This window comes from Nocardia sp. NPDC057455 (genome assembly GCF_042802775.1).
Classification (GTDB): domain Bacteria; phylum Actinomycetota; class Actinomycetes; order Mycobacteriales; family Mycobacteriaceae; genus Nocardia.
Window position 1 is genome coordinate 1 of record NZ_JBHVDM010000097.1, and the last position, 25,883, is coordinate 25,883.

At 68.7% G+C, this 25,883-nt stretch carries 23 protein-coding genes and 4 tRNA genes; 6 read left to right on the top strand and 21 right to left on the bottom strand.

The genetic code is table 11. The features are described 5' to 3' along the window. Window positions 1-54: 54 nt before the first annotated feature. From ACFU5M_RS28540 to ACFU5M_RS28550, 3 genes are all read right to left on the bottom strand, one after another. Window positions 55-807, bottom strand: a complete 753-nt coding sequence (locus ACFU5M_RS28540; RefSeq protein WP_379053989.1) for a YebC/PmpR family DNA-binding transcriptional regulator — start codon at window positions 805-807, stop codon at window positions 55-57. A 164-nt stretch (window positions 808-971) separates the two neighbouring features. Then, entirely contained in the window at window positions 972-1,622 is a 651-nt protein-coding gene (gene pdxT / locus ACFU5M_RS28545; protein WP_379053990.1) for a pyridoxal 5'-phosphate synthase glutaminase subunit PdxT, read from the bottom strand. Between the two features lie 78 nt (window positions 1,623-1,700). Continuing rightward, entirely contained in the window at window positions 1,701-2,522 is an 822-nt protein-coding gene (locus ACFU5M_RS28550; RefSeq protein ID WP_379053991.1) for an acyl-CoA thioesterase, read from the bottom strand. Between the two features lie 105 nt (window positions 2,523-2,627). On the opposite strand from ACFU5M_RS28550, the gene ACFU5M_RS28555 reads away from it, so the two are divergent. Beyond that, on the top strand, window positions 2,628-3,251 hold the full coding sequence (locus ACFU5M_RS28555) for a hypothetical protein (protein ID WP_379053992.1): 624 nt from the start codon (window positions 2,628-2,630) through the stop codon (window positions 3,249-3,251). A gap of 219 nt (window positions 3,252-3,470) precedes the next feature. On the opposite strand, the gene ACFU5M_RS28560 is transcribed toward ACFU5M_RS28555, so the two are convergent. The 15 genes from ACFU5M_RS28560 to ACFU5M_RS28630 form a co-directional block, all read right to left on the bottom strand. After that, window positions 3,471-4,205, bottom strand: coding sequence for an SDR family oxidoreductase (locus ACFU5M_RS28560; protein WP_379053993.1), 735 nt, complete (start codon window positions 4,203-4,205; stop codon window positions 3,471-3,473). 144 nt (window positions 4,206-4,349) lie between these two features. After that, on the bottom strand, window positions 4,350-4,844 hold the full coding sequence (locus ACFU5M_RS28565) for a hypothetical protein (RefSeq protein ID WP_379053994.1): 495 nt from the start codon (window positions 4,842-4,844) through the stop codon (window positions 4,350-4,352). Window positions 4,845-5,003: 159 nt separating this feature from the next. Next, on the bottom strand, window positions 5,004-5,888 hold the full coding sequence (locus ACFU5M_RS28570; RefSeq protein ID WP_379053995.1) for a LysR substrate-binding domain-containing protein: 885 nt from the start codon (window positions 5,886-5,888) through the stop codon (window positions 5,004-5,006). Between the two features lie 24 nt (window positions 5,889-5,912). Next, a complete protein-coding gene (gene pdxS, locus ACFU5M_RS28575) occupies window positions 5,913-6,833 on the bottom strand; it encodes a pyridoxal 5'-phosphate synthase lyase subunit PdxS (protein ID WP_195149010.1) in 921 nt (306 codons plus the stop codon). A 434-nt stretch (window positions 6,834-7,267) separates the two neighbouring features. After that, window positions 7,268-8,311 carry an NUDIX domain-containing protein gene (locus ACFU5M_RS28580; RefSeq protein ID WP_379054010.1) on the bottom strand — a complete coding sequence of 348 codons (1,044 nt, stop codon included), beginning with the start codon at window positions 8,309-8,311 and terminating at the stop codon, window positions 7,268-7,270. Next, window positions 8,311-9,435 carry a glycosyltransferase family 4 protein gene (locus ACFU5M_RS28585; RefSeq protein ID WP_379053996.1) on the bottom strand — a complete coding sequence of 375 codons (1,125 nt, stop codon included), beginning with the start codon at window positions 9,433-9,435 and terminating at the stop codon, window positions 8,311-8,313. Before ACFU5M_RS28585 ends, ACFU5M_RS28580 begins: the two co-directional genes overlap by 1 nt. Continuing rightward, the gene (locus ACFU5M_RS28590) at window positions 9,432-10,400 is read right to left on the bottom strand and encodes a phosphatidylinositol mannoside acyltransferase (RefSeq protein ID WP_379053997.1); all 969 of its coding nucleotides are present in this window, start codon (window positions 10,398-10,400) and stop codon (window positions 9,432-9,434) included. The genes ACFU5M_RS28585 and ACFU5M_RS28590 overlap by 4 nt, the downstream gene beginning before the upstream one ends. Window positions 10,401-10,467: 67 nt before the next feature. Further along, the gene (gene pgsA / locus ACFU5M_RS28595; protein WP_379053998.1) at window positions 10,468-11,163 is read right to left on the bottom strand and encodes a phosphatidylinositol phosphate synthase; all 696 of its coding nucleotides are present in this window, start codon (window positions 11,161-11,163) and stop codon (window positions 10,468-10,470) included. A 23-nt stretch (window positions 11,164-11,186) separates the two neighbouring features. Then, on the bottom strand, window positions 11,187-11,783 hold the full coding sequence (locus ACFU5M_RS28600; protein ID WP_379053999.1) for an HIT family protein: 597 nt from the start codon (window positions 11,781-11,783) through the stop codon (window positions 11,187-11,189). A 109-nt stretch (window positions 11,784-11,892) separates the two neighbouring features. Beyond that, window positions 11,893-13,944: a threonine--tRNA ligase gene (gene thrS, locus ACFU5M_RS28605; RefSeq protein WP_379054000.1), complete on the bottom strand. Its 2,052-nt coding sequence runs from the start codon at window positions 13,942-13,944 to the stop codon at window positions 11,893-11,895. A gap of 166 nt (window positions 13,945-14,110) precedes the next feature. After that, window positions 14,111-14,725: a (2Fe-2S)-binding protein gene (locus ACFU5M_RS28610; protein WP_379054001.1), complete on the bottom strand. Its 615-nt coding sequence runs from the start codon at window positions 14,723-14,725 to the stop codon at window positions 14,111-14,113. Next, window positions 14,722-15,150, bottom strand: a complete 429-nt coding sequence (locus ACFU5M_RS28615) for a TIGR02611 family protein (RefSeq protein ID WP_379054002.1) — start codon at window positions 15,148-15,150, stop codon at window positions 14,722-14,724. The genes ACFU5M_RS28610 and ACFU5M_RS28615 overlap by 4 nt, the downstream gene beginning before the upstream one ends. Before the next feature lie 108 nt (window positions 15,151-15,258). Beyond that, complete coding sequence (locus ACFU5M_RS28620) at window positions 15,259-17,472, bottom strand: solute carrier family 23 protein (protein ID WP_379054003.1); 2,214 nt, start codon at window positions 17,470-17,472, stop codon at window positions 15,259-15,261. Between the two features lie 279 nt (window positions 17,473-17,751). After that, window positions 17,752-19,980, bottom strand: a complete 2,229-nt coding sequence (locus ACFU5M_RS28625) for a SulP family inorganic anion transporter (protein WP_379054004.1) — start codon at window positions 19,978-19,980, stop codon at window positions 17,752-17,754. Between the two features lie 332 nt (window positions 19,981-20,312). After that, window positions 20,313-20,384, bottom strand: a tRNA-Val gene (locus ACFU5M_RS28630). A gap of 371 nt (window positions 20,385-20,755) precedes the next feature. Between ACFU5M_RS28630 and ACFU5M_RS28635 the strand changes: the two genes are divergently transcribed. From ACFU5M_RS28635 to ACFU5M_RS28645, 3 genes are all read left to right on the top strand, one after another. Then, window positions 20,756-20,828 (top strand) — tRNA-Gly (locus ACFU5M_RS28635). Window positions 20,829-20,871: 43 nt separating this feature from the next. Then, window positions 20,872-20,942, top strand: a tRNA-Cys gene (locus ACFU5M_RS28640). Between the two features lies 1 nt (window position 20,943). Continuing rightward, a tRNA-Val gene (locus ACFU5M_RS28645) sits at window positions 20,944-21,018 on the top strand. A gap of 183 nt (window positions 21,019-21,201) precedes the next feature. On the opposite strand, the gene ACFU5M_RS28650 is transcribed toward ACFU5M_RS28645, so the two are convergent. Beyond that, on the bottom strand, window positions 21,202-21,492 hold the full coding sequence (locus tag ACFU5M_RS28650; protein ID WP_379054005.1) for a hypothetical protein: 291 nt from the start codon (window positions 21,490-21,492) through the stop codon (window positions 21,202-21,204). Further along, window positions 21,473-21,913 (bottom strand): hypothetical protein, encoded by a 441-nt coding sequence (locus ACFU5M_RS28655; protein WP_379054006.1) that lies wholly within the window; start codon window positions 21,911-21,913, stop codon window positions 21,473-21,475. Before ACFU5M_RS28655 ends, ACFU5M_RS28650 begins: the two co-directional genes overlap by 20 nt. A 161-nt stretch (window positions 21,914-22,074) precedes the next feature. On the opposite strand from ACFU5M_RS28655, the gene ACFU5M_RS28660 reads away from it, so the two are divergent. After that, window positions 22,075-23,304 carry a sigma factor-like helix-turn-helix DNA-binding protein gene (locus ACFU5M_RS28660; RefSeq protein ID WP_379054007.1) on the top strand — a complete coding sequence of 410 codons (1,230 nt, stop codon included), beginning with the start codon at window positions 22,075-22,077 and terminating at the stop codon, window positions 23,302-23,304. Here ACFU5M_RS28660 and ACFU5M_RS28665 read toward each other — a convergent pair. Beyond that, window positions 23,270-24,214, bottom strand: coding sequence for a hypothetical protein (locus ACFU5M_RS28665; RefSeq protein ID WP_379054008.1), 945 nt, complete (start codon window positions 24,212-24,214; stop codon window positions 23,270-23,272). The genes ACFU5M_RS28660 and ACFU5M_RS28665 overlap by 35 nt on opposite strands. Window positions 24,215-24,772: 558 nt before the next feature. Between ACFU5M_RS28665 and ACFU5M_RS28670 the strand changes: the two genes are divergently transcribed. Beyond that, window positions 24,773-25,813 carry a hypothetical protein gene (locus ACFU5M_RS28670; RefSeq protein WP_379054009.1) on the top strand — a complete coding sequence of 347 codons (1,041 nt, stop codon included), beginning with the start codon at window positions 24,773-24,775 and terminating at the stop codon, window positions 25,811-25,813. Window positions 25,814-25,883: the final 70 nt, after the last annotated feature.

The window sequence follows — 25,883 nt, forward strand, 5'->3', positions numbered from 1 at the left end:
CGTCAGTAGACGGCCGCCCCGATTTCGCGGAGTACTACCCGCGGTAGATCCGACTCAGTCGTCGAGCTCTGCGAGCACCTCGTCCGAGATGTCGACGTTCGTGTAGACGTTCTGGACGTCGTCGCTGTCCTCGAGGGCGTCCACGAGTTTGATCACCTTGCGGGCGCCGTCGGCGTCCACCGCGACCGACACCGAGGGCTGGAAACCGGACTCGGCGGAGTCGTAGTCGATACCGGCGCCCTGCAGCGCGGTGCGCACCGCGATCAGATCGCCGGGTTCGCTGATGATTTCGAACGACTCACCGAGGTCGTTGACGTCCTCGGCGCCCGCGTCGAGCACCGCCATCAACACGTCGTCCTCGGACAGGCCGTTCTTCTCCAGAGTGACGACGCCCTTGCGATGGAAGAGGTAGGCCACCGAGCCCGGGTCGGCCATGTTGCCACCGTTGCGCGTCATCGCGACCCGGACCTCGCCCGCGGCCCGGTTGCGGTTGTCGGTGAGGCATTCGATCAGCACGGCTACACCGTTGGGCCCGTAGCCCTCGTACATGATCGTCTGCCAGTCGGCGCCGCCCGCTTCCTCGCCGCCGCCGCGCTTGCGGGCGCGCTCGATGTTGTCGTTGGGGACCGACGACTTCTTCGCCTTCTGGATGGCGTCGTACAGCGTCGGGTTGCCATCCGGGTCACCGCCACCGGTACGGGCCGCCACCTCGATGTTCTTGATCAACTTCGCGAACAGCTTGCCGCGCTTCGCGTCGATCGCAGCCTTCTTGTGCTTGGTGGTGGCCCATTTGGAGTGGCCGCTCATTCCCAACTTCCTTCAGGTCGATGGCACGTTCGGTCGTGTGTACGGTACCGGCACGGCCGGGCGGACAATTTCCCCAGCCTACTCGGGCGTCCACTGCGGCCGTGCGGAGCGGCCCCGGCTCCGCGCCCACTCACCGTCGTGCGACCGACGCCCGAGCGCGCCCGTCAAGCCGAGCGGACCATCTCCACGAACATCCGGTGCACCCGCAGATCGCCGGTCACCTCGGGATGGAACGAGGTCGCCAGGACATTCCCCTGCCGCACCGCGACGATCCGGCCCGCGGCGGGGCCGCTCGGCACGGTGGCCAGAATGTCGACGCCCTCGCCTGCCCGCTCGACCCAGGGCGCCCGGATGAACACCGCTCGCACCGGACCGTCGGTCAGCCCGGCGAACGGCAGATCGGTTTCGAACGAGTCCACCTGACGGCCGAACGCATTGCGACGCACCGTCATATCGATGCCGGACAGATGCTCGGCGTCCGGGCGGGTGTCGAGCACCTCCGAGGCGAGCAGGATCATGCCCGCGCAGGAACCGAACGCGGGCAAGCCGTCGCGCAGCCGCGCGCGCAGCGGCTCCAGCAGTTCGAAGGCGGCCAGCAGCTTGCTGATCGCGGTCGACTCGCCGCCGGGCAGTACCAGGGCGTCCACGGCCGCGAGCTCCGACTCGCGCCGGACCAGTACGGGCTCGGCGCCGCAGCTCGCGAGCGCGGCGACGTGCTCCCGGACGTCACCTTGCAGTGCGAGCACGCCGACGACGGGCCGGGACGGCGCCTGTCCGGTGTCGGCGGCGGGGGCGGCGACCGAGGTAGCGTTCACCCCGGAAAGCTTACGATCCGTGCCGATGTGGGCCCGCTCACGGTCGCCCGCCGAGACCACAGCGGCTGACCCCGCGCATCAGCTCTCGCGCAGTGTGCGGATGAGGCCTTCCTGAACCACGGCCGCGACCAGCGTGCCCTCCCGGGTGAAGATCTTCCCGCCGGTCAGGCCCCGGCCGAAAGCCGCCGACGGCGAGGACTGGTCGTAGAGCAGCCACTCGTCGGCCCGGAACGGGCGCAGAAACCACATCGCGTGATCGAGCGAGGCGTTCTGGGTCGGCTCGTCCGGATGGACGACTTTCGAGGAACCCAGCAGCGTCATATCGCTCATGTAGGCGAGCGTGCATACGTGCACCAGCGGATCGTCGGGTAGCAGGTGCCGGTAGCGGAACCACACCTGCTGCTGGGAGACCACGCCGTCGCGGCGGGACACGTTCTCCGGCGGAACCATGCGGATGTCCCAGTGCTCCCACTCGCGCATCGCCCACAATCGTTCGGGACTCATCGTGGTGCTCGCGTCGGCCAGATCCTCCGGCATCGGAACGCCGGGCATGACGTCCTGATGCTCGGGCCCCTGGTCACCGACATGGAACGACGCCGACATGGTGAAGATCGCGGCGCCGTCCTGGATGCCGGTCACCCGCCGGGTGCAGAACGACCGGCCGTCCCGGATGCGCTCGACCTGGTAGACCGTCGGTTCCTGCGGATTGCCCGGACGCAGGAAGTAGCCGTGCAGCGAGTGCACCTGGAATCGCGGTTCCACCGTCCGGACCGCGGACACGAGCGCCTGGCCGGCAACCTGGCCGCCGAACGTGCGTGGGAGCTGGGTCTTGGTGGACGCGCCACGGAAGATGTCCCGCTCCAGCCGCTCTATCTCCAGCGCCTCTTCGATTGTCGCCATGCGCAGAGATTATCCCGGCCGCTCACGCGGTCGCCGGTCGGCCGCCGGTGAACGCCCGGCAACGTTCACGCTGCCCCGGACGTCGCGATTTGCTGAGATGGACGGGTGCCACGTTTCCTGCCCATCACTCCGGACGGACTCGCCGAGCGGGTGATCCAGTCCATCCTGACCGCGAACTCGCATACGGTGATCGCGGTCGACGGCGCGGACGCCGCCCGGCCCGTGGCGCTCGCCCAGCGGATCGTCGCGGCTCTGCGCGATGCGGGCCGGTCGGCCGACGTGGTCTCCCTGCACGACTATGTGCGTCCCGCCTCACTGCGTATGGAGTTCGGCCGCACCGACGAGATGTCCTATCGCACCGCGTGGTTCGACTACGCTGCCCTGCGCCGGGAAGTGATCGACGCGCTCCGCGGGAACGGCCGGTGGCTGCCCGCGCTCTGGGACGAAGCCGCCGACCGCTCCGCGCGCGCCGCGATCCGCACGGCGCCGCCCGCGACGACGATCGTCCTCGCGGGCCCGATGCTCGCGGGACGCCACCTCGACGCTGACCTGAGCCTCCGACTGGACCTGTCCGAACCGGCGCTCCGCCGCCGCACCCCACACGACGCGCAATGGACCATCCCGGCTCTGCTACGACACGACGCCGAGAACCCGTATACGCCAACTTTCTTCGTGCGCTGGGATCATCCCGAGCGTCCGGCGATTCGAGTCGAGGACCGGGCGCGCTAGGGTTCGCCCGGTCCTTGCCGATTGCGGGCCGAGAGAACACCCGTGTCGTCGCGAGAGGCACTCCATAGTTGGATGCGCATAGGAGCGTATCCATATGTGAAATCGCCGGACATGTCGGTTACGACTCGTGCCTGTCATCGGAGTTGACCCCGATGTCGCGTCGCTGACAAGACGATGCGGTCTCGTCGCGTGCCGGACCCCCACCACCGCTACCAGCACTCAGACCAGCCGATGCCCGCCGTCCACGTGCAGGACGGTGCCGGTGATGAAGGGATTGCGCATCAGGCCCAGCATCGCCTGTGCGATATCGGACGGACGGCCGATGCGCCCGACCGGCAACCGCGCGGCGAGCTGCCGGTGACGTTCGGTCTTCGCCGGCCCCGCGATGGTGTCCCAGAGAGGGGTGTCCACCCATCCGGGTGAGACCACATTGACGCGGACCGGGCCGAGCTCGAGAGCCAGGGCGTAAGCCAGTGAGGCGAGCGCGCCGTTGACCGCCGCCACCATGGCGCCGCCCGGCGCGGGCCGATAAGCCGCCACACCGGAGGTGAAGGTCACCGAACCGCCGGGGGCCAGCCGGGCGTGCTTGGCCAGCAGAACAGCGCCGATCAGTTTGGAGGAGAACAAATTCTGGGCCAGGCCGGCATCGAACTCGGCCAGCGGTCGATAGGCGCCGGTGACGTCGGCCGCGGTGGTGACGACATGATCGACCGGATCCAGCTCGGCGAACAAACGCCGGAGATCGGCTTCGCGGGTGATGTCCACGACGGCCGAGCGCACCGACCCCGGCCCCGCGGGCAGGGTGCGCTCCGCCGCGGCGAGCCGTTCGGCGCAACGGCCCGCGATGGTGACCTCCGCGCCCTCGGCGATCAGCGCGGCCGCGAGCGCCAGTCCCATGCCGGAGCTGCCGCCAACGATGACGACTCGTTCGGGTGTTGTACTGCTTGCTGTCATGGCTCCAGCCGACCATCACCGCGGTCGAGTGTCCATGTCGCACTGCCGAATACGCCTTAGCCGGGGACTAACACCGCAGACCGCGGGCCGATCCGGGACCACGCGGGGCGACGCGCTGCACCGCCCCGCGCGCCCGGTCGGCTCTCAGGGGGTGCAGGCCGGGGATTGCTGGTTCAGGTTGGCCAGCGCCTGGCACGCCCATGCCTTCTGGACCTTCCACTTGCCGGCGTCCAGCACGAACGGGACGTCGACCTGGCTCTCCTGCCCGTTGATGGTGAACTTCGCCTGCGCGGTCACGCTGTCACCGAAGGCGGTCACTCCGGTGACCACCGCGGTGGCGTTCGCCTGCCGGAACGCGTCGGCCAAACGATTGGGCAGGGTGGGGTCGGCTTCGATGCCCTGCACGAGATCGAGCTTGTCCTCGTTGGGCACCGCGGGATCGAGGGCTTTCTGCAACAGGGCGTTGAGTTCGTCGACGGTGGGCGCGGCGGGGGTGGTCACGGTCGCCGAAGCGGCCGCGGTGGTGCCGGTCGACTTGGGTGAGTCGCTCGTGTCGTCACTGCCGCAGGCGGCGAGGCCGAGGGCGGCCACGAGGGCCAAACCCGCTACTGCGGTGCGTCCGGTCTTGAGAAGCTTCAACTGTTCGTCCTTTGCGCTCGGATCGATCCGGTGAGAGGGCGCGAAATGGCCTGGGCGGCCATCGAATGGCGAAGCTACTGAGCGTGATTGTGAGAACGATGAGACGACCTTCTGGCCGCCGTAAGAGTTGAACCTAGCACCGGAAGCGGTCCGCGCGGCTCATTCCGCCGCCGGTTCGCCCGGGAGGGCGGCGATCAGCGCCGCGAGGGCCGGATCGCGCACCGCCGCTCGCCACGCGACGGCGTAGGTCACCACCAGCGGCGCGCCGCGCAGCGGCCGCCAGACCAGACCGGGCAGCCCGTCCGCGCGCGATGAGCTCAGCCCGATCACGTCGGGCCGTGCGGGCAGCACCGCGAGCATCTGCGCGTGCCCCATCGCACTGTCACTCACCCGCACCCGGGCGCCGTGGTCGGCGAGCGCGCGCAATAACGAATCATGCAAGCCTGCTGCGGATTCGCGCGCGAACAAGATCAGCTCCTGACCGCTGAGTTCGGCCGGGTCGAGCAGCGCCGCGCTCGCGAGTGGATGCCGCTGCGACATCAGCACACCCAACTCCTCGCGGGCCACCGCTCGTTGCGTGAAGCGGTCGGGCAGGTCGACCGGGGTGCGCACGAGCGCGAGGTCCACCTCGTCGTCATCGAGAAAGCGCACCTGATCGGCGGTGGTCCCCCCGGTGAGCACCATTCGGGCGCCGGGCAACGCGGCGGTGAGCAAGCTCTCGAAGCGGGTGGGCAGCCAGGGCGGGACGCCGTTGAGCAGCCCGAGGCGCAGCACCGGGGCGCCGGCCACGGCAGCGCGCCTCGTCTGCCTGATCGCTTCGTCCATGGCGCGCAGCACGGTCTTGCCGGAGCGCAGCAGCACCGCGCCCGCGGCCGTCAACTCCACCCGCGGCTCGCGAAGCAGCAGTGGACCGCCCAGCTCGCGCTCCAGCACCTTGATCTGCTGGCTCAGCGTCGGTGTCGAGATGAACAATCGCTCCGCGGCCCGGCGGAAGTGCAACTCCTCCGCCAGGACCACGAAGTACCGCAGCTGCCGCAACTCCACGCGGCAGACGCTACCGGCCCGAGATCACCAGCCGCGCTCGGCCAAGCGGTGCGGCTGGGCGATCTCCTCGACGTTGATGCCGACCATGGCCTCGCCGAGTCCGCGCGACACCTTGGCCAGCACGTCCGGGTCGTCGTAGAAGGTGGTGGCCTTGACGATGGCGGCGGCGCGCTGGGCCGGGTTGCCGGACTTGAAGATGCCCGAACCGACGAACACGCCCTCGGCGCCGAGCTGCATCATCATCGCGGCGTCGGCGGGGGTGGCGATCCCGCCCGCGGTGAACAGCACGACCGGCAGTTTCCCCGTCTCGGCGATCTCGCGGACCAGCTCGTACGGCGCCTGCAGTTCCTTGGCCGCGACGAACAGCTCGTCCTCGGGCAGCGACGACAGGCGGCGGATCTCCTGCCGGATCTTGCGCATGTGCGTGGTCGCGTTGGACACGTCGCCGGTGCCCGCCTCACCCTTGGAGCGAATCATGGCCGCGCCCTCGGTGATTCGGCGCAGAGCCTCGCCGAGGTTGGTGGCGCCACAGACGAACGGCACGGTGAAGTTCCACTTGTCGATGTGGTTGGCGTAGTCGGCCGGAGTGAGCACCTCGGACTCATCGATGTAGTCGACCCCGAGGCTCTGCAGGATCTGCGCCTCCACGAAGTGGCCGATACGGGCCTTCGCCATGACCGGAATGGAGACCGCGGAAATGATGCCGTCGATCATGTCCGGGTCGCTCATCCGGGACACGCCGCCCTGAGCCCGAATGTCCGCGGGCACCCGCTCCAGCGCCATCACCGCGACCGCGCCCGCGTCCTCGGCGATCTTGGCCTGCTCCGGCGTGACGACATCCATGATCACCCCGCCCTTGAGCATCTCGGCCATGCCGCGCTTCACACGGGCGGTGCCGACGGTCTGGGTGGTCTCGGGGGTGGTCACGGCAAATTCCTCCAGCATGTGCGCCAATCGGTCGCTCGGATGCGAACGCCACGATTCTAGGCGTCCACAAAAGGCCACTTGATAGCCAGTTGGAGGGCACTGGCCTGGTGTGATCCCGGTTATGGCGCCTCGGGCCGGGAGAACTCGGCGATCGCGCCGGCCCGGGGCCGTACCGCTTGCCCGGCGATCGCCGGGCGCCGGATCACAGCGGGCCGACCACCAGCAACGTCGCCCAGTACTCCGCGGCCGCCGGGCCGATCAGCGGCAACAGGAAATCGAACAGCAGGTACGACATGAACGAACTACCTCCACAACCGAGCAGAAACAGCCCCGCCGTCGGCAGGACCACGACGCCGAACTGACATGCGTCCCTGACAGCAGTACCCGTCGGCGCGCCGAATCATCGCGACGGTATCACGATCGTGAAACACATCACACGGCTTCGGGCCCGGTCAGCGAATCGAGCGAACCTCTGGATCGGCGGTGCCCGATGCCGCCTCGGCGGCATCGGCGAGCAGCTCGTCCAGGTGATACGGGTAGACGGTTTCACCGGAGCGGTCCAGCGCGACGATATCGGCCGCGGTGCACCATTTGTGCCCGGTGATCGAGCGGCGTTCGATCAGGCTCGGATTCGCCGCGTGCGGTTGGAAACCACGCGTCCGCAGCGCGAAGAACAATTCCTCGGACCGGATCAGCTCGCCGTCGAAGGGGAACACCGCGACCCGCCGCCAGATCGGGCCGCGCAGGTCGGCCGGATCCGCGCGGTACCCGGTCTCCTCGTACAGTTCCCGCACGGCAGCCGTGCGCAGGCTCTCCCCCGGCTCCACGCCGCCGCCGACGGTGAACCAGAACGACACCTCCGGTGTCTTCGGGTCGTTGCCGCGCATCAGCAACGTGTGGTCGTGCTCGTCGAACAGCACCACCCGCGCCGTGGTGCGGATGGTGTCGACCGCGAGGCCGGTCGACGCCGCGGGAGTGGCGCGCTCGGTGATCTCGAAGTAGGACGGCAGCGGGGCGGTACCCCCGAGGTGCAGGATGCGAACCGGGCGGCGCGTGCGCAGCGCCAGCGTGTCGCGCACGGCGTCGTTGTGGAAGCGGCGGGCGATCAGCACCCTGGCCTCGGCGTCGGCCAGTTCGGCGACCAGCTGGGGGCGGAGCGTGCCGATATCCACCGCCGACAACGCGGAGGACAGCCGGTTCTCCACCGTCTCCCGCTCGGCGCGACCGGCACGCTCGGCGCGGTCGGCCAGAGCCGAGAGCTGTCTGGCCTGCTCCGCCATCGCCGGATCGGACACCGGGCCCGCGATCGCCATGGCGACCGACCTGGCCACCACCGCTCGCCGGGCCAGCGCCGCGTCCAGCGCCTGCCAGGACTGGTCGGAGCGCACGTGCAACCGGTCGAGCCGGTTGGCGGTGGAGTAGGCCCACAGACCGATCGCGACGACGACCGCGGCGATCAGCGCGAGGACGAGAACCGTCGTCGCCGAGAAGGTGATCATCCGGCGGCCCGCACTCGCGTGTCGCCGATGGTCACCGTCTCGTAGACGCGCAGGATCTGTTCGGCGACCACCGGCCAGTCGTACTCGCCGACCACCTGGGTCGCGGTGCGCACCAACGCCTCTCTGCGCACCTCGTCGGTGAGCACGGTGTGCAGCGCGCGCGCCAGAGCCGCCGAATCACCGACCGGGACCAGCATGCCCGCCGTGCCGTCCCGCAGCACCCGGCGGAAGGCGTCCAGCTCACTGGCCACCACCGCGGTGCCGGCCGCCATCGCCTCGATGAGGATGATGCCGAAGCTCTCCCCGCCCAGGTTGGGCGCGACGTACACGTCCGCGCTGCGCATCGCCGAAGCCTTCTCCTCGTCGGACACCTGGCCGAGGAAGCGCAGGTGGCCGGACAGCTTGCCTGCTTCCCGGCGCAACCGGTCCTCGTCGCCGCGCCCGACGATCAGGATCTCGACGTCGGGATGCCTGCGCACCAGATCGGGCAGCGCGCCGAGCAGCACCTCCATGCCCTTGCGCGGCTCGTCGTAGCGTCCCAGGAACAGCACCGTGCCGCCGGGGCGCGGATAGCCGGGCAGCATCGGCGCGCGGGCGAACGCCGGGACGTCGACGCCGTTGGGAATCTCCACCGCGTCCGAGCCCAGCGCTTCGACCTGCCAGCGACGCGCCAGCTCGGAGACCGCGATGCGGCCGGAGATCTTCTCGTGATACGGCCGGAGCACGCCTTGAAATGTGCTCAGCACCAGGGACTTCGTCGTCGAGGTGTGGAACGTCGCGACGATCGGGCCCTCGGCGATCTTCAACGCGAGCATGGACAGGCTCGGTGCGTTCGGCTCGTGGATGTGCAGCACGTCGAAGTCGTTGCCGTCGATCCACCGGCGAATCTTGGTGTAGGCCATGGGCCCGAACGACAGCCTGGCCACCGACCCGTTGTACGGGATGGCCACCGCGCGGCCCGCCGACACCACGAACTCCGGCAGCGGGGTGTCCTCGGACGCGGGCGCCAGCACACTCACCTTGTGCCCGCGCTCGAGGAACACCCGCGCCAGCTCGACTACATGCGCCTGCACCCCACCGGGGACATCGAACGAGTAGGGGCAGACCATGCCGATCTTCATGGCGATACGTCTCCCTGCTCGGCCTTTATGCTCGCCTGCGCGGTGGCGATCATCGCGCGCCGCCGCGGCGAGAGATCGCTCTCCCACAATGGTTGCAGCATGTGCCAGTCCGCGGGATGCTCGGCGATATTCGCCGCGAAGCGGTCCGCCAGCGCCTGCGTGGCCGCGGCTACACCACCGGAAACGTTTACCGGCGCCTCGACCTTCAGGCCCCAGTTCTCGCGGCCGTCGGCCTCGACCTCGAACCACGCGTGCACCGGCAGCAGCGCCGCGCCGGTCTCGATGGCCAGTTTCGCCGCGCCTGCGGGCATCCAGGTGCGCTCACCGAAGAACTGGACGGGAACACCTTTGCCGGTGAGGTCTCGTTCGCCCATCAAGCACACGATCTTGTTCTGCCGCAGGCGCGCCGCCAACTGGTCGAACGGCGGTTGCTCGCCACCGGTCAGCGGGAACACTTCGAAGCCCAGGCTTTCCCGGTAGGCCACGAACCGCTCGAACAGCGATTCCGGCTTCAACCGCTCGGCCACGGTGGAAAGGCTGCCGTAGTGCTGTACCAGCCAGACGCCCGCCATATCCCAATTGCCGGAGTGCGGCAGCACGAAAATCACGCCTCGGCCCTGCGCGAGTGCGGCGTCCAGGTATTGCAGCCCCGCGACGAAGTAGTCGATCGCGGCATGGTCCATCGTGGGCAGCCGGAATGCTTCCCGCCAATACCGCGCGTACGACCGCATGCTTGCGCTGATCAGGTCGTCCGGCACATCGGCGGGCAGTACACCGAGCACGCGCGCCAGGTTGCGCCGCAACTGGTTCGGCGCGCCGCCCGCGTGGAACTCCCGATTGGCGCGACGGGCGACTCGGTCCCCACCCCACTCGAACAGTCGCCGGGCCGTCGACTCCGGCAGTGCGCGCACCAGCCGCCAACCCGCCGCGTATCCGGCGGCGCCGAACTGCTCCCCGATCGTCATCCGCACTCCATCGTCGCGAATACCCGGACACCGCCGTCGATCGGCCGGCGTCCCGTACCGGGTGAGATCACGGCGTGAGTCCTGGGGTGCCGGCGGTTCCCGCGCTCGGGCTCTGCGGCCGACCGGCCGGGATCACGGTGCGCGCCCCCGGCGAGTTGCGCACGGCCAGCACTCGCTGAACGACAGTGACGATGCTGAGCACGGCGAGAATCCACATGGCCGCGTGCACGGCGTAGGTGAGCCACTCGATCCCCCAATAGCCGCCGATGCCGGTGAGTCCCGCGCCCACCAGCGCGATGATCAGCCGGTCCGGCCGCTCGATGATGCCGCCGTCCGCGGACAGCCCGCTGGCCTCCGCGCGCGCCTTGGCATAGGAGATCACCTGCGAGGTCACCAGGACGACGAGCGTCGCGGCGAACAGCGGCTTGTGCTGTTCATGGAAGACCGCCCACCAGGCCAGCCCGGCGAAAATGGCCCCGTCGGCCAGCCGGTCACAGGTGGCGTCCAGCACCGCGCCGTACTTCGTGCCGCCGCCGCGCGCCCTGGCCATCGCCCCGTCGAGCATGTCGAACATGACGAACAACCAGATCACCATGGTTCCCCAGAACAGATGTCCGGTGGGGAACAGCGTGACCGCGGCGACAATGGAGGCGGTGGTGCCGATCAGCGTCACGGCGTCGGGGGTGAGCCCCGTGCCGACCAGCGCCCGGCCCAGCGGAGCCGTCGCCTTGGCGAACGTCTCACGGCCGAAGAAGCTCAGCACGTTCGATCCGCCCGGTCGCTCATCTACGCCTCCTTCCAGGCCGCCGACAGCAGCGTCCTGGTCTCCCGCAGCAGTTGCGGCATCACCTTCGCCCCGCCGATGACGGTGATGAAGTTCGCGTCCCCGCCCCAGCGCGGCACGATGTGCTGGTGCAGGTGATCGGCCAGCGACCCGCCAGCCACTCCGCCGAGATTCAGTCCGACGTTGAACCCGTGCGGCCGCGACACCTTCTTCATCACCCGGATGGCCTGCTGGGTGAAAGCCATCAGTTCGGCGCTCTCCGCCTCGGTGAGGTCCTCCAGGTTCGCCACCTTGCGGTACGGCACGACCATCATGTGTCCCGGGTTGTACGGATACAGGTTGAGCACGGCGTACACCAGCTCGCCCCGCGCGACGACCAGCCCGTCCTCGTCGGACATCTTCGGGATGTCGGTGAAGGGATGACCGGTCGAATCCTTGGGACCGGTGGCCGCCTCCGCGATGTAGGACATGCGATACGGCGTCCACAGCCGCAACAGCCGATCCGGTTCACCCGCGCCGCTGTCCACGATGCTGCCCGGTTCGGCCGGAGCGGTTCCGTCCAGATCCGCGAGCCCGTCCGGCACCGTCCGCTCGGTCATGCCGTGTCCCTCCCCCGCCTCCGGGCCCGATCGCTGCTGGCGCGGCGCTCGCGAGCGTACGCGGCGACCTGCGTAGTCACGCTCCGCTGCCGCCCCCGAGCCCGACCGCTCATGCCCCACCCTTGATCTCGAAGCCCTCGGCCGTCGGCGACGCGTTCTCCCGGTGGGCGATCCACGCGATGATGGTGGCCACCGCGTCGTCGACCGGTACGCCGTTGACCTGGGTACCGTCGCGGAAGCGGAAGCTCACGGCGTTCGCGTTCACGTCGCGCTCACCGGCCAGCAGCATGAACGGCACCTTCTGCGCGGTGTTGTTGAAGATCTTCTTCTGCATCCGGTCGTCGCTGCGATCCACCTGTGCCCGGATGCCCTCGTCCTGCAACCGTTCGATCACCCGATCCAGATGCGAGGCAAAGGTTTCGGCGACCGGGATGCCGACGACCTGCACCGGCGAGAGCCACGCCGGGAACGCGCCCGCATAGTGCTCGGTGAGCACACCGAAGAATCGTTCGATCGAACCGAACAGCGCGCGGTGGATCATGACCGGCCGCTGTTTGGTGCCGTCGGAGGCGGTGTACTCCAGGTCGAAGCGCTCGGGCAGGTTGAAGTCCAGCTGGATGGTCGACATCTGCCAGGTACGGCCCAGCGCGTCCTTGGCCTGCACCGAGATCTTCGGGCCGTAGAAGGCCGCGCCACCGGGATCGGGCACCAGCTCCAGACCGGAGGCCGAGGCGACCTTGGACAAGGTCTCGGTGGCCTCCTCCCAGATCTCGTCGGAACCGACGAACTTCTTCGGGTCCTTGGTGGACAGCTCGAGGTAGAAGTCGTCGAGACCGTAGTCCTTCAGCAGATCCAGCACGAACCGCAGCGTGTCGGTCAGTTCGCTGTGCATCTGCTCTTTGGTGCAGTAGATGTGCGCGTCGTCCTGCGTCATGCCGCGCACCCGGGTCAGGCCGTGCACCACACCGGACTTCTCGTAGCGGTAGACCGATCCGAATTCGAACAGCCGCAGCGGCAGCTCCCGGTAGGACCGGCCGCGGGCGCGGAAGATCAGGTTGTGCATCGGGCAGTTCATCGGCTTGACGTAGTAGTCCTGGCCGGGCTTGCGGACGGTGCCGTCCTCGTTGAGTTCGGCGTCCAAGTGCATCGCCGGGAACATGCCGTCGCGGTACCAGTCCAGGTGGCCGGAGACCTCGAACAGGTGGCCCTTGGTGATGTGCGGGGTGTTCACGAACTCGTAGCCCGCCGCGACGTGCCTGCGACGCGAGTACTCCTCCAACTCCTTGCGGATGATGCCGCCCTTGGGGTGGAACACCGGCAGGCCGGAGCCGAGTTCGTCGGGGAAGCTGAACAGGTCCAGCTCCAAGCCGATCTTGCGGTGGTCGCGGCGCTCGGCCTCGGCCAGCAGGTGCAGGTGCTCGTCGAGCGCCTCCTGCGATTCCCACGCGGTGCCGTAGACGCGCTGCAGATCCTCGCGGCTCTGGTCGCCGCGCCAGTAGGCGGCCGAGCTGCGGGTCAGTTTGAAGGCGGGGATGAACTTCGTGGTCGGAATGTGCGGACCGCGGCACAGGTCGCCCCAGATCCGCTCGCCGGTACGCGGATCCAGGTTGTCGTAGATGGTCAGCTCTTTGCCGCCGACCTCCATGACCTCCGGGTCATCGATGCCGGACTTGTCGCTGATCAGCTCCAGTTTGAATGGCTCCCCGGCCAGTTCGGCCCTGGCATCCTCGACCTCGACCACCCGGCGGGAGAACCGCTGCGCGCCTTTGACGATCTTCTTCATCCGGGATTCCAGCTTGGCCAGATCCTCCGGGGTGAACGGCCGCTCGACGCGGAAGTCGTAGTAGAACCCGTCCTTGATGTACGGGCCGATGCCCAGCTTGGTCCCGGGGAACTCTTGCTGCACCGCTTGGGCGAGCACATGCGCGGCGGAGTGACGGATGACGTTGCGGCCGTCGGCGGTGTTCGCCGCGACCGGCTCGACGTCCACGTCGTCGTCCGGAGTCCAGGACAGATCCTTGAGCTCACCGTCCACCCGGACGACCACGACGGTCTCCGGCCCCTTGGTGGGCAGTCCCGCCTCGCGCACCGCGGTGCCCGCCGTCGTCCCGCCCGGCACCCGGACGAGGGTGACTGGGCTGATGGGGGCTGAGGTGGTCACGGCTGCGCTCTCCTTGGCGTTCTCGTGTGCGGGCGGGTCCCGCTGGATGGTGGCCGATCGCAAGTTCGTCCGGCGCGACCATGCTACTGTCCCGCCGCTCTCCTGCCTCTGCGGGCCTTTGGCCGTAGTGGTCGGATGGCGCGGGGAGCACGTGCTCCTGGTCTGCTCAGTTCTCGGCGGCGAGGTCCGCTAGCAGCGCGGTCCGTTCGGCGGCCGGTCGCTTCGGGCAACTGGTGCACATCTGGCACCCCGGTACCTCGAACACCAGGCAGCAGGAGATGCGCCGGACGAAGGTTCGTCCGCCGATCTCGACGAACCGCGGTACCGGGAGTCTGCCCGCGATGTCGGCCGCCAGCCGCGCGCCCGCCTCCGGCGAACCGGCATCCAGCGCACGGTTGCCGATCGCATCGGCGGTGATCGCCCACAGCGCGGAAACTCCCGCGCCGGACACCTCGGCCACCGGCGGGATCACGACGCCGAGCGTGGCATGCAGCGCCGTCGCCCCGCCGGTCGAGGAAGTATCGTTCGCTTGGACGCGCACCCGCTCGACGCCACCGTCCGGGCGCACCTCGCACTCCAGCCGGTCCAGCGCGGGCGCGGGGGCGTCCGTGTCGTCCGCGTAGGCCCGCGCGAGCTGCTCCACCAGTGCGGAGGCGACCATGCACCACCACAGCGTGCCCGCGATGCGCAGCGAGGTGGTCCCCCAGGAATGGCCCATCTCCGCGATGCGTGCGGCCAGCCATTCCGGTTGGGTGAGCATGCGCCCCGCAACGGTGGTCACCGTTGCAGGGGGCTGCGCAGCCATTCCCATTCGACTCCGATCCAACTACCCACGAGCCCGAAGGTTCCCAATATCCACAGCGTCGCCACGACCAACGCGGCGGTGCCGGCCGCCCCGACCACCTGCACGGCCAGACCCTGCCGGGAGTACCAGTCCATCAATTGCCGGTACCGGTCCCGCAGCCAAGCCAATGCCTTACGCGCCCAAGCGAATTCGGTGGCGAGGATACCGAGCCCGGCGAACACGATCGCCCAGCCGGGACCGGGATAGGGGATCGCGAGCACACCGACAGCGAGCACGGCGACACCGACGACCGCGACGACGAGCCGGTAGACGAGGTACAGCTTAGGCCGTCGTTCGAGGCCGGCGCGGAAGGCGCGCCAGCGGGTCGGATCGTCCGAACTCGTTTCCAGGTCTGCGGTCACATTCCCCAGGGTACGAGTGCTCCGGCATACCGATTCCGCTCTCGACCGTCCGGATACGGTGATCCCGCCCGAGCGGTGCGCCCGGGCGGGATCACCCATCCCCGTCGGTCACACGAGTTCGGGAGTGTGCTGATGCCCCGCGTCATCGATGTGCGCGATGCCGTTCTCGGTCACCTCCACGACCCGGGCGCTGGCGATGTCGAAGAACAGGCCCGACACCGTGACGCCTCGCTCGGCGACCGCCTTGCGCACCGCCGGGTGCCGGTGCAGCAGTTCGAGCTGCATCGCGACGTTCACCATGGCCAGCTGATCGACCTCGCCGAAACCGGCCTCCTGCGCCGCGGCCGCTACCGGATGGCCCGCGCGGAACCGCTCCAAACTCGGTCGCGCGTGCGCGAGCCAGGCGTCCACACCGGGGACTTCGGCGCCGGTGTGCAACGCCTTCATCGCGCCGCAGGAGGAGTGCCCGCAGACCACGATCGAGCGAACGTTCAACTGTTCGAGCGCGAACACCAGTGCCGCCTCGACCGACGCGTCCCCCTCCGCGGGAGCGAGGTTGCCCACGTTGCGCACGGTGAACAGGTCGCCCGGTCCGCTGTTGGTGATGATGTTCGGCACGATCCGCGAGTCCGAGCAGGTCAGGAAGAACGAATCCGGATCCTGCTGGTCGCGCAGCTCGTCCAGGTGCGGCCGGACCACGTGCGCGTGACTGCGGTGGTAGGCCGCCACGCCCGCCGCGACCGGATTCGCGTGCCGCTCGTCGCGCCGCCAAGGGCCGAGGATTTCGTCCCAGACCGAGCGCGCGAAGCTCCGCGCGGGCGGTTGCGCACCGGCGTGGACCATTCTGGCTCCGCCGATCTCCACGAAATCGACGCTGCCTCCACTGTTCACCTGTTGGCGGGCGAACTCCTCGATGGCCTCGAAGGCCGCGTGATCGAGGAAGTCGACGGTCATCTCCACCGTGACGTCGGCTCCCGAGGGGATCTTCGCGAACTGCGCCGACAGCTTCGGCAGTGCCAGGAAGGTGGCCGAGCCGTCGATGGCGATCAGCCAGCGCTTCGTACCGGGGACCTCCTCGGCCCTGATCGCCACGCGGACGACCCGCCACAACAGCAGCCCGAAGGCCAAGCCGAGGCCGATCAGCACGCCCTCGAGCAGGTTCAAGAACACCACACCGAGCACCGTCACGGCGTAGACCAGCAGGTCACCGGTGCGCCGGGCCAGTTTGATGTGAGCCAGCTTGACCAGCTGGGTGCCGATCACGATGAGCAGACCGGCCAAAGCGGCCTTCGGGATCTGCTCCACCACGGACACCAGCGCCACGGAGAACACCAGCAGCCAGACGCCGTGCAGCACCGCGGAGGCACGGCTGTGCGCGCCCGCCTGCACGTTGGTGGCGCTGCGCACGATCACGCCGGTGACCGGCAGGCCGCCGAGCAGGCCGGACAGCACGTTCGCCGAGCCCTGGCCGATCAGCTCGCGGTCGAAGTCGGTGCGCTTACGCGAGTGCATCTTGTCCACGGCCACCGCGGACAGCAAGCTCTCCACGCTGGCGATCAGGGCGATGGTGACGACGGCCAGAACCAGACCCGACCAATCGCCGCTGGGCAGCGCCGGCAGGCCGATGGCGTCGAACAGCGAGCCGTTGAGCACGATGCGCTCGGCATTCAGCGGCAGCACCAGCGACAACGCCGTGCCCACGAGCACCGCGACCAACGGACCGGGCACCACGCGCACCCTGGCGGGCAGGTATTTCCAGCCGACCATGATCGCGATCACGACCGCGCCGATCAGCGCCCCGCCACCGTGCAGTGAAAACAGCTGCCCGGGCAGCTCGGTGATGTTCCGCCAGGCCGAGCTGTGCGAGGAACCGCCGAGCAGCACATGGATCTGTTGCAGCGCGATCGTGATGCCGATACCGGCGAGCATCGCGTGCACCACTACGGGCGCCACGGCGAGCGCCGCTCTGGCCACCCGGCTGAGCCCGAGCACGATCTGCAGCACACCGGCTGCGAAGACGATGAAACAAGTAGTGCGCCAGCCGAATTGATTGATCGTCTCGGCGACGACCACGGTGAGGCCCGCGGCGGGGCCGCTCACCTGGAGGACCGACCCGCCGAGCGTCCCGGCGACGAGACCGCCGATCACGGCGGCGATCAGCCCGGCGGCGACGGGGGCTCCGGAGGCGATCGCGATGCCCAGCGAAAGTGGTAGCGCGACAAGGAAAACCACGATCGAGGCGGGTACATCGTGGCGGAGGATCTCGGTGAAGCGGTCGGACAGTGGTCCAGAACTGCGGCCCGGGTCCGCTGGTGTGGGCATTGACGGTGGCGGGGCTAAATCGTGATCGATAGCCATGACTCTCCTTCGCCGACTCGGCGGATTCGCCGAGGTCGGTTGACGATCAACATGTCCAGCAGGGCACAAGACCGCGAACCGGCATCTCGCGGTGAAGCAGTCCCGACACAGCGATGAGTCGAGATGTAAACACGGACAAGTGTATTGGTAAAGACTTAGCAAAGCCTGAGAAGTTCGCCGATTGTGTGTTATTCCCCACTGTCCTCTCGTCGTTATCACCGTGACGCACCGCACATCGCCTGGTCAGACCGGCTCCGCCGCGATCCGCCGTTCCTGGTCACCGAATTCCGCGATGCCGTCGACCATGACCTCGATCACGCGCGCCGTGGCCAGGTCGAAGAACAATCCCGACACCGCCACGCCCCGCTCCTCGATCCCCCGGCGCACGGCCGGGTGCGCGTGCAGCGTCTCCAGCTGCACCGCGACGTTCACCATGCCCAGCTGGTCCACCTCGCCGAACCCCGCGACGGCCGCCGCGGCGGCTACCGGATGCCCCAGCCGGTAGCGCTCCAAGCTCGGCCGCGCATGCGCCAGCCAGTCGCCGAGACCGGCCCCGGCCGGTACCTCGCGGTGCAGCGCCTCCATCGCACCGCAGCCGGAATGACCGCATACCACGACCGCACGCACGTCCAGCCGCTCCAACGCGTAGATCAGGGCCGCCTCCACCGAGACGTCCCCGTCGCGCACCGGCACCAGGTTGCCCACGTTGCGCACGGTGAACAGGTCGCCCGGTCCACTGTTGGTGATGACGTTCGGCACGATCCGCGCGTCCGCGCAGGTGAGGAAGAACGAGTCGGCGTCGTGCCGGTGGCGCAGCTTGTCCAGATGCGGGCGCAGCACGTGGGCATGGCCGCGGTGGTAGGCGGCGATGCCCGCCAGGATGCGGTCTTCCTGGTTGCCCGAGCGCCGCCACGGTCCGATCACCTGGTCGATGACCTGCCGGACATGCCTGCGCTCGGGCGGCCCGGTCAAGGCGGTGGCCATCCGCGCGCTCCCGAGTTCGGCGAATTCGACCGTCGCGGAGCCGGATTCACGCTCACGAGCCCATTCGGTGAGGAACTCGTGCGTGGCGTGGTCCAGGAAATCGACGGTCATCTCGACGGTCACGTCCGCGCCCGCCGGAACCTTCGCCAGTTCCGCGGTCAGCTTCGGCATGGCCAAGAAGGTGCACGTGCCATCGATGGCGACCACCCACCGCCGTGCGCCCGGGACAGGTGCCGCCACGATCGTCACGCGCACCACCCGCCACAGCAGCAGCGCGAATGCCAGCGCCAGGCCGATCACCATGCCCTGCAACAGATTCAGGAACACCACGCCCAGCACCGTCGCCAGGTAGACGTACATCTCGCCGGCCCGCCTGGCCAGCCGGATGTGCGCCAGCTTGATCAGCTGCACGCCCACGAGGATGAGCAGTCCGGCCAGCGCGGCGGTGGGTATCTGCCGCACGAGCCCGGCCAGCGCCACGGCGAACAGCAGGATCCAGACTCCGTGCAGCACGGTCGACGCGCGGCTGCGCGCGCCCGCGTTCGCGTTGGTGATGCTGCGCACGATGACGGCCGCGATCGGCAAGCCACCGAGCAGCCCGGACACGACATTGGCCGATCCCTGCCCGATCAGCTCGCGGTCGAAGTCGGTGCGGTTGCCCGGCCGCATCTTGTCCACCGCGACGGCCGACAGCAGGCTCTCGACGCTGGCGATGAGGGCGATCGTCACCATGGTCGTGAGAACGGCGGTCGCGCCGCCGGAGGGGACCGCGGGCAGGCCAAGCGAGTCCAGCAACGAGCCGTTCAGCACGATCCGCTCGACGTGCGCGGGTAGGACGAGCGCAAGCAGTGTCGCGGCGACCACGGCGACGAGCGGTCCGGGGATCAATCGCACCCCCGGCGGTACGAAGCGCCAGGCGATCAGGATGGCTATCACGACGAGCCCGACGCACAGGTCGCCCGTGCGCACCGACATCAACTGCTCCGGCAGGGCGGCCAGCGCGGCGAACGACGAGCTCAGCGAGTTCCCGCCGAGCAGCACGTGCACCTGTTGCAGCGCGATCACCACGCCGATGCCCGCCAGCATGCCGTGCACGACCACCGGGGCGATGGCCAGCGCGGCGCGCGCGACCCGGCTCAACCCGAACAGGATCTGCAGCACACCCGCGCCGACGGTAATGAAACACGTTGCGGCCCAGCCGAAGTGGTGCACACTCTCGGCGACGACCACGGTGAGGCTCGCGGTGGGCCCGCTGACCTGGATCGAGGAGCCACCGAGCAGCCCGGCCACCATGCCGCCGACCACGGCCGCGATCAGGCCCGCGGCGACCGGAGCACCGGAGGCCACCGCCACGCCGAGCGAAAGGGGAAGGGCGACAAGGAAAACCACGATCGAGGCGGGTAGATCGTGACGGCCGATTCGGGTCAGCAGACCGGCCATGTGCGCGTGCGGGGACGTCCGTGGTGCGGAATCGGTGTCGGTGGACATATTTTCTCCTTCGCCGGGTGGTGATCCCGGTTCATCGGTCAAACATGTTCTTGGCATCGAAAGCGAGCGGCGGGTGCAGCTGGGCCGCCCCTCCGTCGGTGGAAGCACGACCCCGGACACGGCGGTCGGAACGATAGTAAAGACTTCGCAAAGCGTATGAAAAGGTTTCCGGTCCGGATGACGGCAACCGCTACCATAATGTGACCCAGGTCACAGCGCAACAAAGGGGGCAGACTGAGCCGGAAACCGAGGAGACTGGGCCCGCACGACGACACTCGAGGCGGAGAAGGAAAAAGACCGGGCAACAAGTGCACCGGCCTCGAATATGCGAGTGGTCCCAGCTGGGATCGAACCAGCGACCTTCCGCGTGTGAGGCGGACGCTCTCCCGCTGAGCTATGAGACCTGACATGCTTCCGGTGGCTCGGGGCACCTTCCGGACGAGACGAAACATTAGCACGCGCCACCGGCGGTTCACCAAATCGCTGTCCGGGCAGGGGCGGTTCGGCGCACCCTCCACCTACCCAGCGATCCTCCCCCGCCCCAGAACGCACGCCCGCTCTGCGGTCGCGATGACGGGCACCGGTTCGCCGTCCTCACCGCCGGGATCCATACCGAAGCCCCTGTCCCCATCCACCACATGCGCCTCCGGCGTCACAGCACGCAACGTTTCTGATTTCCGCCGTTCTACCAGCGGATTTGTACCTTTCACCGAGCGTCGGCTAATGTTCTGTCTCGCACCACGGAGGCCGGAAACGAGCCCCGGGGAGGCAGAATGCGGATGTAGCGCAGCTGGTAGCGCATCACCTTGCCAAGGTGAGGGTCGCGGGTTCGAATCCCGTCATCCGCTCGAGAGGTAGGGCCAGGCAACATTACGCCGTCCCCCTTCGCACGGTGGAGTGGCCGAGTGGTGAGGCAACGGCCTGCAAAGCCGTGCACACGGGTTCGATTCCCGTCTCCACCTCGCGCGATTAGCTCAGCGGGAGAGCGCTTCCCTGACACGGAAGAGGTCACTGGTTCAATCCCAGTATCGCGCACCACCGTCTCACCAGGTCAGAGGCACTTTCTGAGGAAACTCGGAAGGTGCCTCTCCTGCTTTTCCCTCTCCGAACACACTCAGCACACACGAGGGTGAGCAACTCCGGCCAGCGGGAGCAACCCAGAGCTACTTCGCGCCATTCGACCGCCGGGTGCAACACCCGCTTGTTCCAGTGCGACCGTCACTATTCGAGCTGTACCAAGTCGGCGAGTTCGCGCATTTCCGGCGTGAGCGTGCGACGCTTGGAGATGATGCGGCCCAGCAGATCACGTGCCGAGCGCTGTTCCACCAGCCACGGCCGCGCATCACGCGAGAGCGACGCCAGCACGTCGAAAGCGGCATCGTAATGGCGTAGTTCCAGGTGGGCCGCCGATACGTCGATCAGGTGCCGATTCCGGTTGTCCGACGTCGGCCGCTGGTCCGGCGGGATATCGCGGGCCAGGCGCAACGCCACGTCAGGGCGGTCGTCCACCACCGCGTTCTCTACCCGCTTCATAGCCACCGTGGCCGCGTCGAACGTTGTCCAGTACTGGTGATAGGGGCCGGATTCGGGCCGCCGCGACCGCACCGGCGGCGGCGAGCCTCATCATCTCGTCGGCCTCATCGGGACGGTTATCGCGTACCGCCGCCGCCGATGCCCGGAGCAACAACCATCCCCAGGTCGAAGGCTCGCGCGTCGTCGCGACGGACAGCCGGGGTTCCACGCGGTCTGCCCACCGGGTAGCGAGATCACGCACCGCCTCGAATTGTCGTTCGACAATCAACAGCCAGCACAGCGTGATCACCGCCGACGCTGCGTCCAGGACGTTGCCCGTCGATTCGGCCTCGGCGAGGGACTGGATGAACACGATGCGCGCCGAAGCGGGCCGGCGGGTCTGCACCATCTCGTCACCCATGCGCTCGAATCACGTCGCGGCGATTCCTCGAGGACTCGGACACGCTCGATGGATCGGTAGGAGGCGGGCATTCTTGCGGGTGGTCGCGGCGGAGGCCGGGTGTCGGTGGGTGGGGATACGCTGTGGCGCACAGTGCCGGAGCCGAGTCAGGGGGTTGTCGCGTGACGATCAGTGCGGAGGTCGCGCAGGGGGCGGCGCCGGATGACGACGATCCCGAGTCGCTCGATCTACGGGATGACATCTCGTTCGAACTCGAAGAGGTCAACGAGGTGCTCGGCGAGTTGATCGCTTTGCGTGCCGACCACAAGGCCAAGGACGGCGATTTGCTGACGGCGCGGCTGGGCGTGGGTGGGGAGAAACCCGAGACGCTGGCACGGATCGGCGCTCGCTACGACCTTTCCCGGGACCGGGTGCGGCAACTGCATACCAAAGCGGTGGGGCAGATGATCCGGATGGCGCAGCTGTCCGGGCATCGCGCCGCCGCGGTACTGTCCGCGCGCTATCCGCTCGACGCCAGGGACCGGCAATTGGTGCGCGCACTCCTGGTGGAGACGTACGCGACCGACACCGATATCGCCGCGACCGAACTGTCGTACCTGAAGCTGCGGCTGGCCGGGCACGCGGCCGAGGACGCGAAGCGGATCGCCGGGTTCGTCACCCAGCGCATCGCCGCCTGGCAGAAGAAGACCAACCGGCGCCTGGCGAAGCTGCACGATGCCGAGCCCCGGGCGACGAGCCGGCTGAATCCTTGGTTGAACCAGATCGATTGGCCCCGCGCCGGCACCGCGGCCGCGGTCCCCACCGTCTCCGCGCGCACCGTGGACAGTGACGACGACGGCCGCGGGCGCTTCTACCTGGACAAGGTCGGTCGCGACGTGCCGTTCGACTCCGGTTTGGAGGCTCGGCTGCTCTGGATACTCAACGCCAGCGATCTGGTCGAGACCTTCCAGGAGCAACCCGCGGCGGTGGTCTACGACCTCGACGGCGCGGAGCGGGTGCACTATCCCAGCGTCGTCGCCCGGCTCACCGACGGGCGCACGGTGTTGATCGACGTCGCGGCGCTCGGCCACGTCGGCTTCCACATCAACCGGGTGAAGGCCGCCGCCGGTCGAGCACACGCACACGCCAACGGCTGGGGCTGGCTGATCTGGACCGGCAGCCGCATCGGCGTCCCGGATCTGCGCGCACGCCCCGTCGACGCCACCAGCGAGCAGATGCTGCGCAGCCTCGTCGAGCGCGGCCCCGCGCACTGGGCGGCACTGCGCGAGGTGCGCGCGAAGACCGGCCTGGAACTGCTGGATTTCCTCGCGCTGGTATTGCGCCACGAATGGCGGTGGGATCGGGCGCCCTTCCGGCTCAGCGCACCACCATCGCCGCCGCCAGGAACGTGACGATCAGCAGCATCGCGCAGATCGTGATCAACTGCCAGCGGCCGATGGTCACCTCGAGATTGGCGATCGTGTTGCGCAACGCCTTGTCGAGCCGATCGTGATCGGCGATCGTGCGCTGGGCGGTGGCGAGGGCGTCGGCCTGTTTCTGAGCGGCCAACTCCGCACGTTCCAGCCGTGTGGTCAGTTTCAGCAGGTGTTTCTGTCTGTCGCGCAACGATTTGCGGGTCACCGCCAGCGCCGTGCGCTGGTTGACCAGTTCCTGACGCTGCCGGGCGATGACCGTGGCCTGCGTCTTCGTGTGGTACTCCCAGTCGGTCACGGTGGCCCAGCCTCCTGTCCTCTCATCCCGATAACCCCAGACGTAGTCGCCGCGGACCCAGCCCGCGATGAACTCGCGCAGTTCGACCGGCTCGCGCCGCGGCGCCGCCATCGCGTGCTCGGTGTCCAGCACGCCGGTGACCGCGCGGTAATCACAGGCGGCGGGCGCGAAATCCGTGATGCCCAGAGCGTGCAGGTAAGGCACCCAGTAGCCGGGCGGGCACAGCCACAGCACGTCTGTGCAGCCCGCGGCGCGCAGCCGCTCGGTGTGCTCCTGGGCGAGACCTCGCTCCAGCGGACCGCTGCGCACCTCTATCGCGTACACCCGGTCGCCCTTGCGCCAGTACACGTCCACCGGCAGTGTCCCGATGCGCCGATCCACCTCGGCTTCGTCGGCCCCGTAGGCGAGCAACCTGCCACACAACCAGTACTTGAGCCGCCGCATATCCCACTGGGCCGCGGAACATTCCGGGCACCCGCAGGCGTAACCGGCCTTCGACCCACGTGTACGGCCGGAAGCCTCTCCGATACCCAACTCGGCGAGCATCGCTCGGCGCCCGCAGGCGATCTCCGCCCGCTGCTTCGTTCTCACGCGACCACTCCCCTGCACATACCACCGCAGGCCCGGCGACCTACGCCATAGATCAAGAGTGCGCCAGACTCGGCTACCTCGCCAGCCCCGTTCACCCCGCGCTCGGGTGTGCCACGCACGTGGCCGATCAGCGGAATTGGCGTTGCACTCTGCGGCACAAGGATTTTCATCATGCCACGGGCCCACACCGGGCACTCTGGTATCGGTGAATTGACAGTTGCCGCCATCCCGCGGCGCGCCCGGCCGCACGGCATCCGGGCGAACTCGCGGCACCGGCACGGCCGCGCGACATGGCCCACCCCGGCGATCCGGAGCGCGGAGTCGCGAAGGGCGCGATCCAGGCGGATAATGACCGATCGAGTGCATCGGCCCGTTTTCGGACAAACCGGGTCGCCGCGTAATCCGCCTGCAGGGGGGTGATTCCGGGGGCCTAGGCTGCTTCGATCAGGTCATTGATCGGTGCGCCGCCGATACTTCGCGAGCCGCGGATGTCCAACTGGGCGGATAGAATAGTCCGGCCGAGTGCGAGCTGGGCCGATACGGGGAAGTAGGTACTGGATGGAGCACGGTCAGCAGACCGGCGAGTCGATCGGCGCGATGCTGTCGGGTATCGCGTCGGCTCTCCGAGAGGTCAGCGAGAAACTGGACGCGGTGGCGGCCCGGATCGATGGCGCGCAGACCGTGGTGAGCGAACCGACCGCCGACGGGCGTTTGGCCAAACTCGAGGCGTGGGCTTTCCGTGCGGCACAGGATATATCGGGGCTCGACGCCAGGGTGCAGCGCCTGGAATCCGGCGACGACCCGGCGGCGGAGGTTCGGCAATCGGCGGCGCAGCGCCCGGCCGGCTCGCTTCCCCGGGCGGCCGCGGGACGGGCGAACACGCGCAAGGCGGAGCACGGCGGCGCCGAGCCCGCGGCGCGAAAGAACGATGCCGGCGAACCGGCCGTTTCCCGCAACGGCGCGCGACCACAGAGCGCGCCCCGGGGGCCGGTGCACGCGGCGGCCGAATCGGATCCCGTCGCGCAGACGGGTTTTACGCCCCCGCGCGAGCCCGCGCTGGATCCGAACGTATCCTCCGGACAGAGCTTCACCGCACCTCGCGACGCGGCGTCGAACTTCACCGCCCCACCCTCGCGTGAGCCTGTGTTCACCACGCCTGCACCACGGGAACCCGTGTCGCCCTTCACTCCACCGACCCCGCGCGATCCGAGTACCGGGCAACAGGAGACGCCGGCGGCCGCGCGCGAACCCGTCCCCTCGTACTCCCCCAGCGAGAACGCCGCGTACGAAACCATCGTCGCCTCCACCACGAGCACGCAGCACAGCGGTGCGGCGAATGGCGCGGCTCCCGGCCCCGGACTCACCGGCGCGCACCGTGCCGGTGACAATGACCGGACAGCGGTCGACAACACGCACGTGGACAAGTTGCAAGCCATGCTGGACGAGCTCAAGCGCACGGCGGCGGCCCCGCTGGGCCGCTCCGACCTCTTCGGGCCCACGCCGGGCGACTCGACCCCCAACGGCTATCAGTCCGAGCGCACCGAAGCGCAGCGCAGACCGGCCGACTACCGGCTATCCAGCCCGCCGCCGGTGTCTTGAGAAACTCTGGCGCGCCGCCGCTTCGGCGGACGCGCCGTGGCCGCCGAACGCAGCATGATCTCCTGGACGA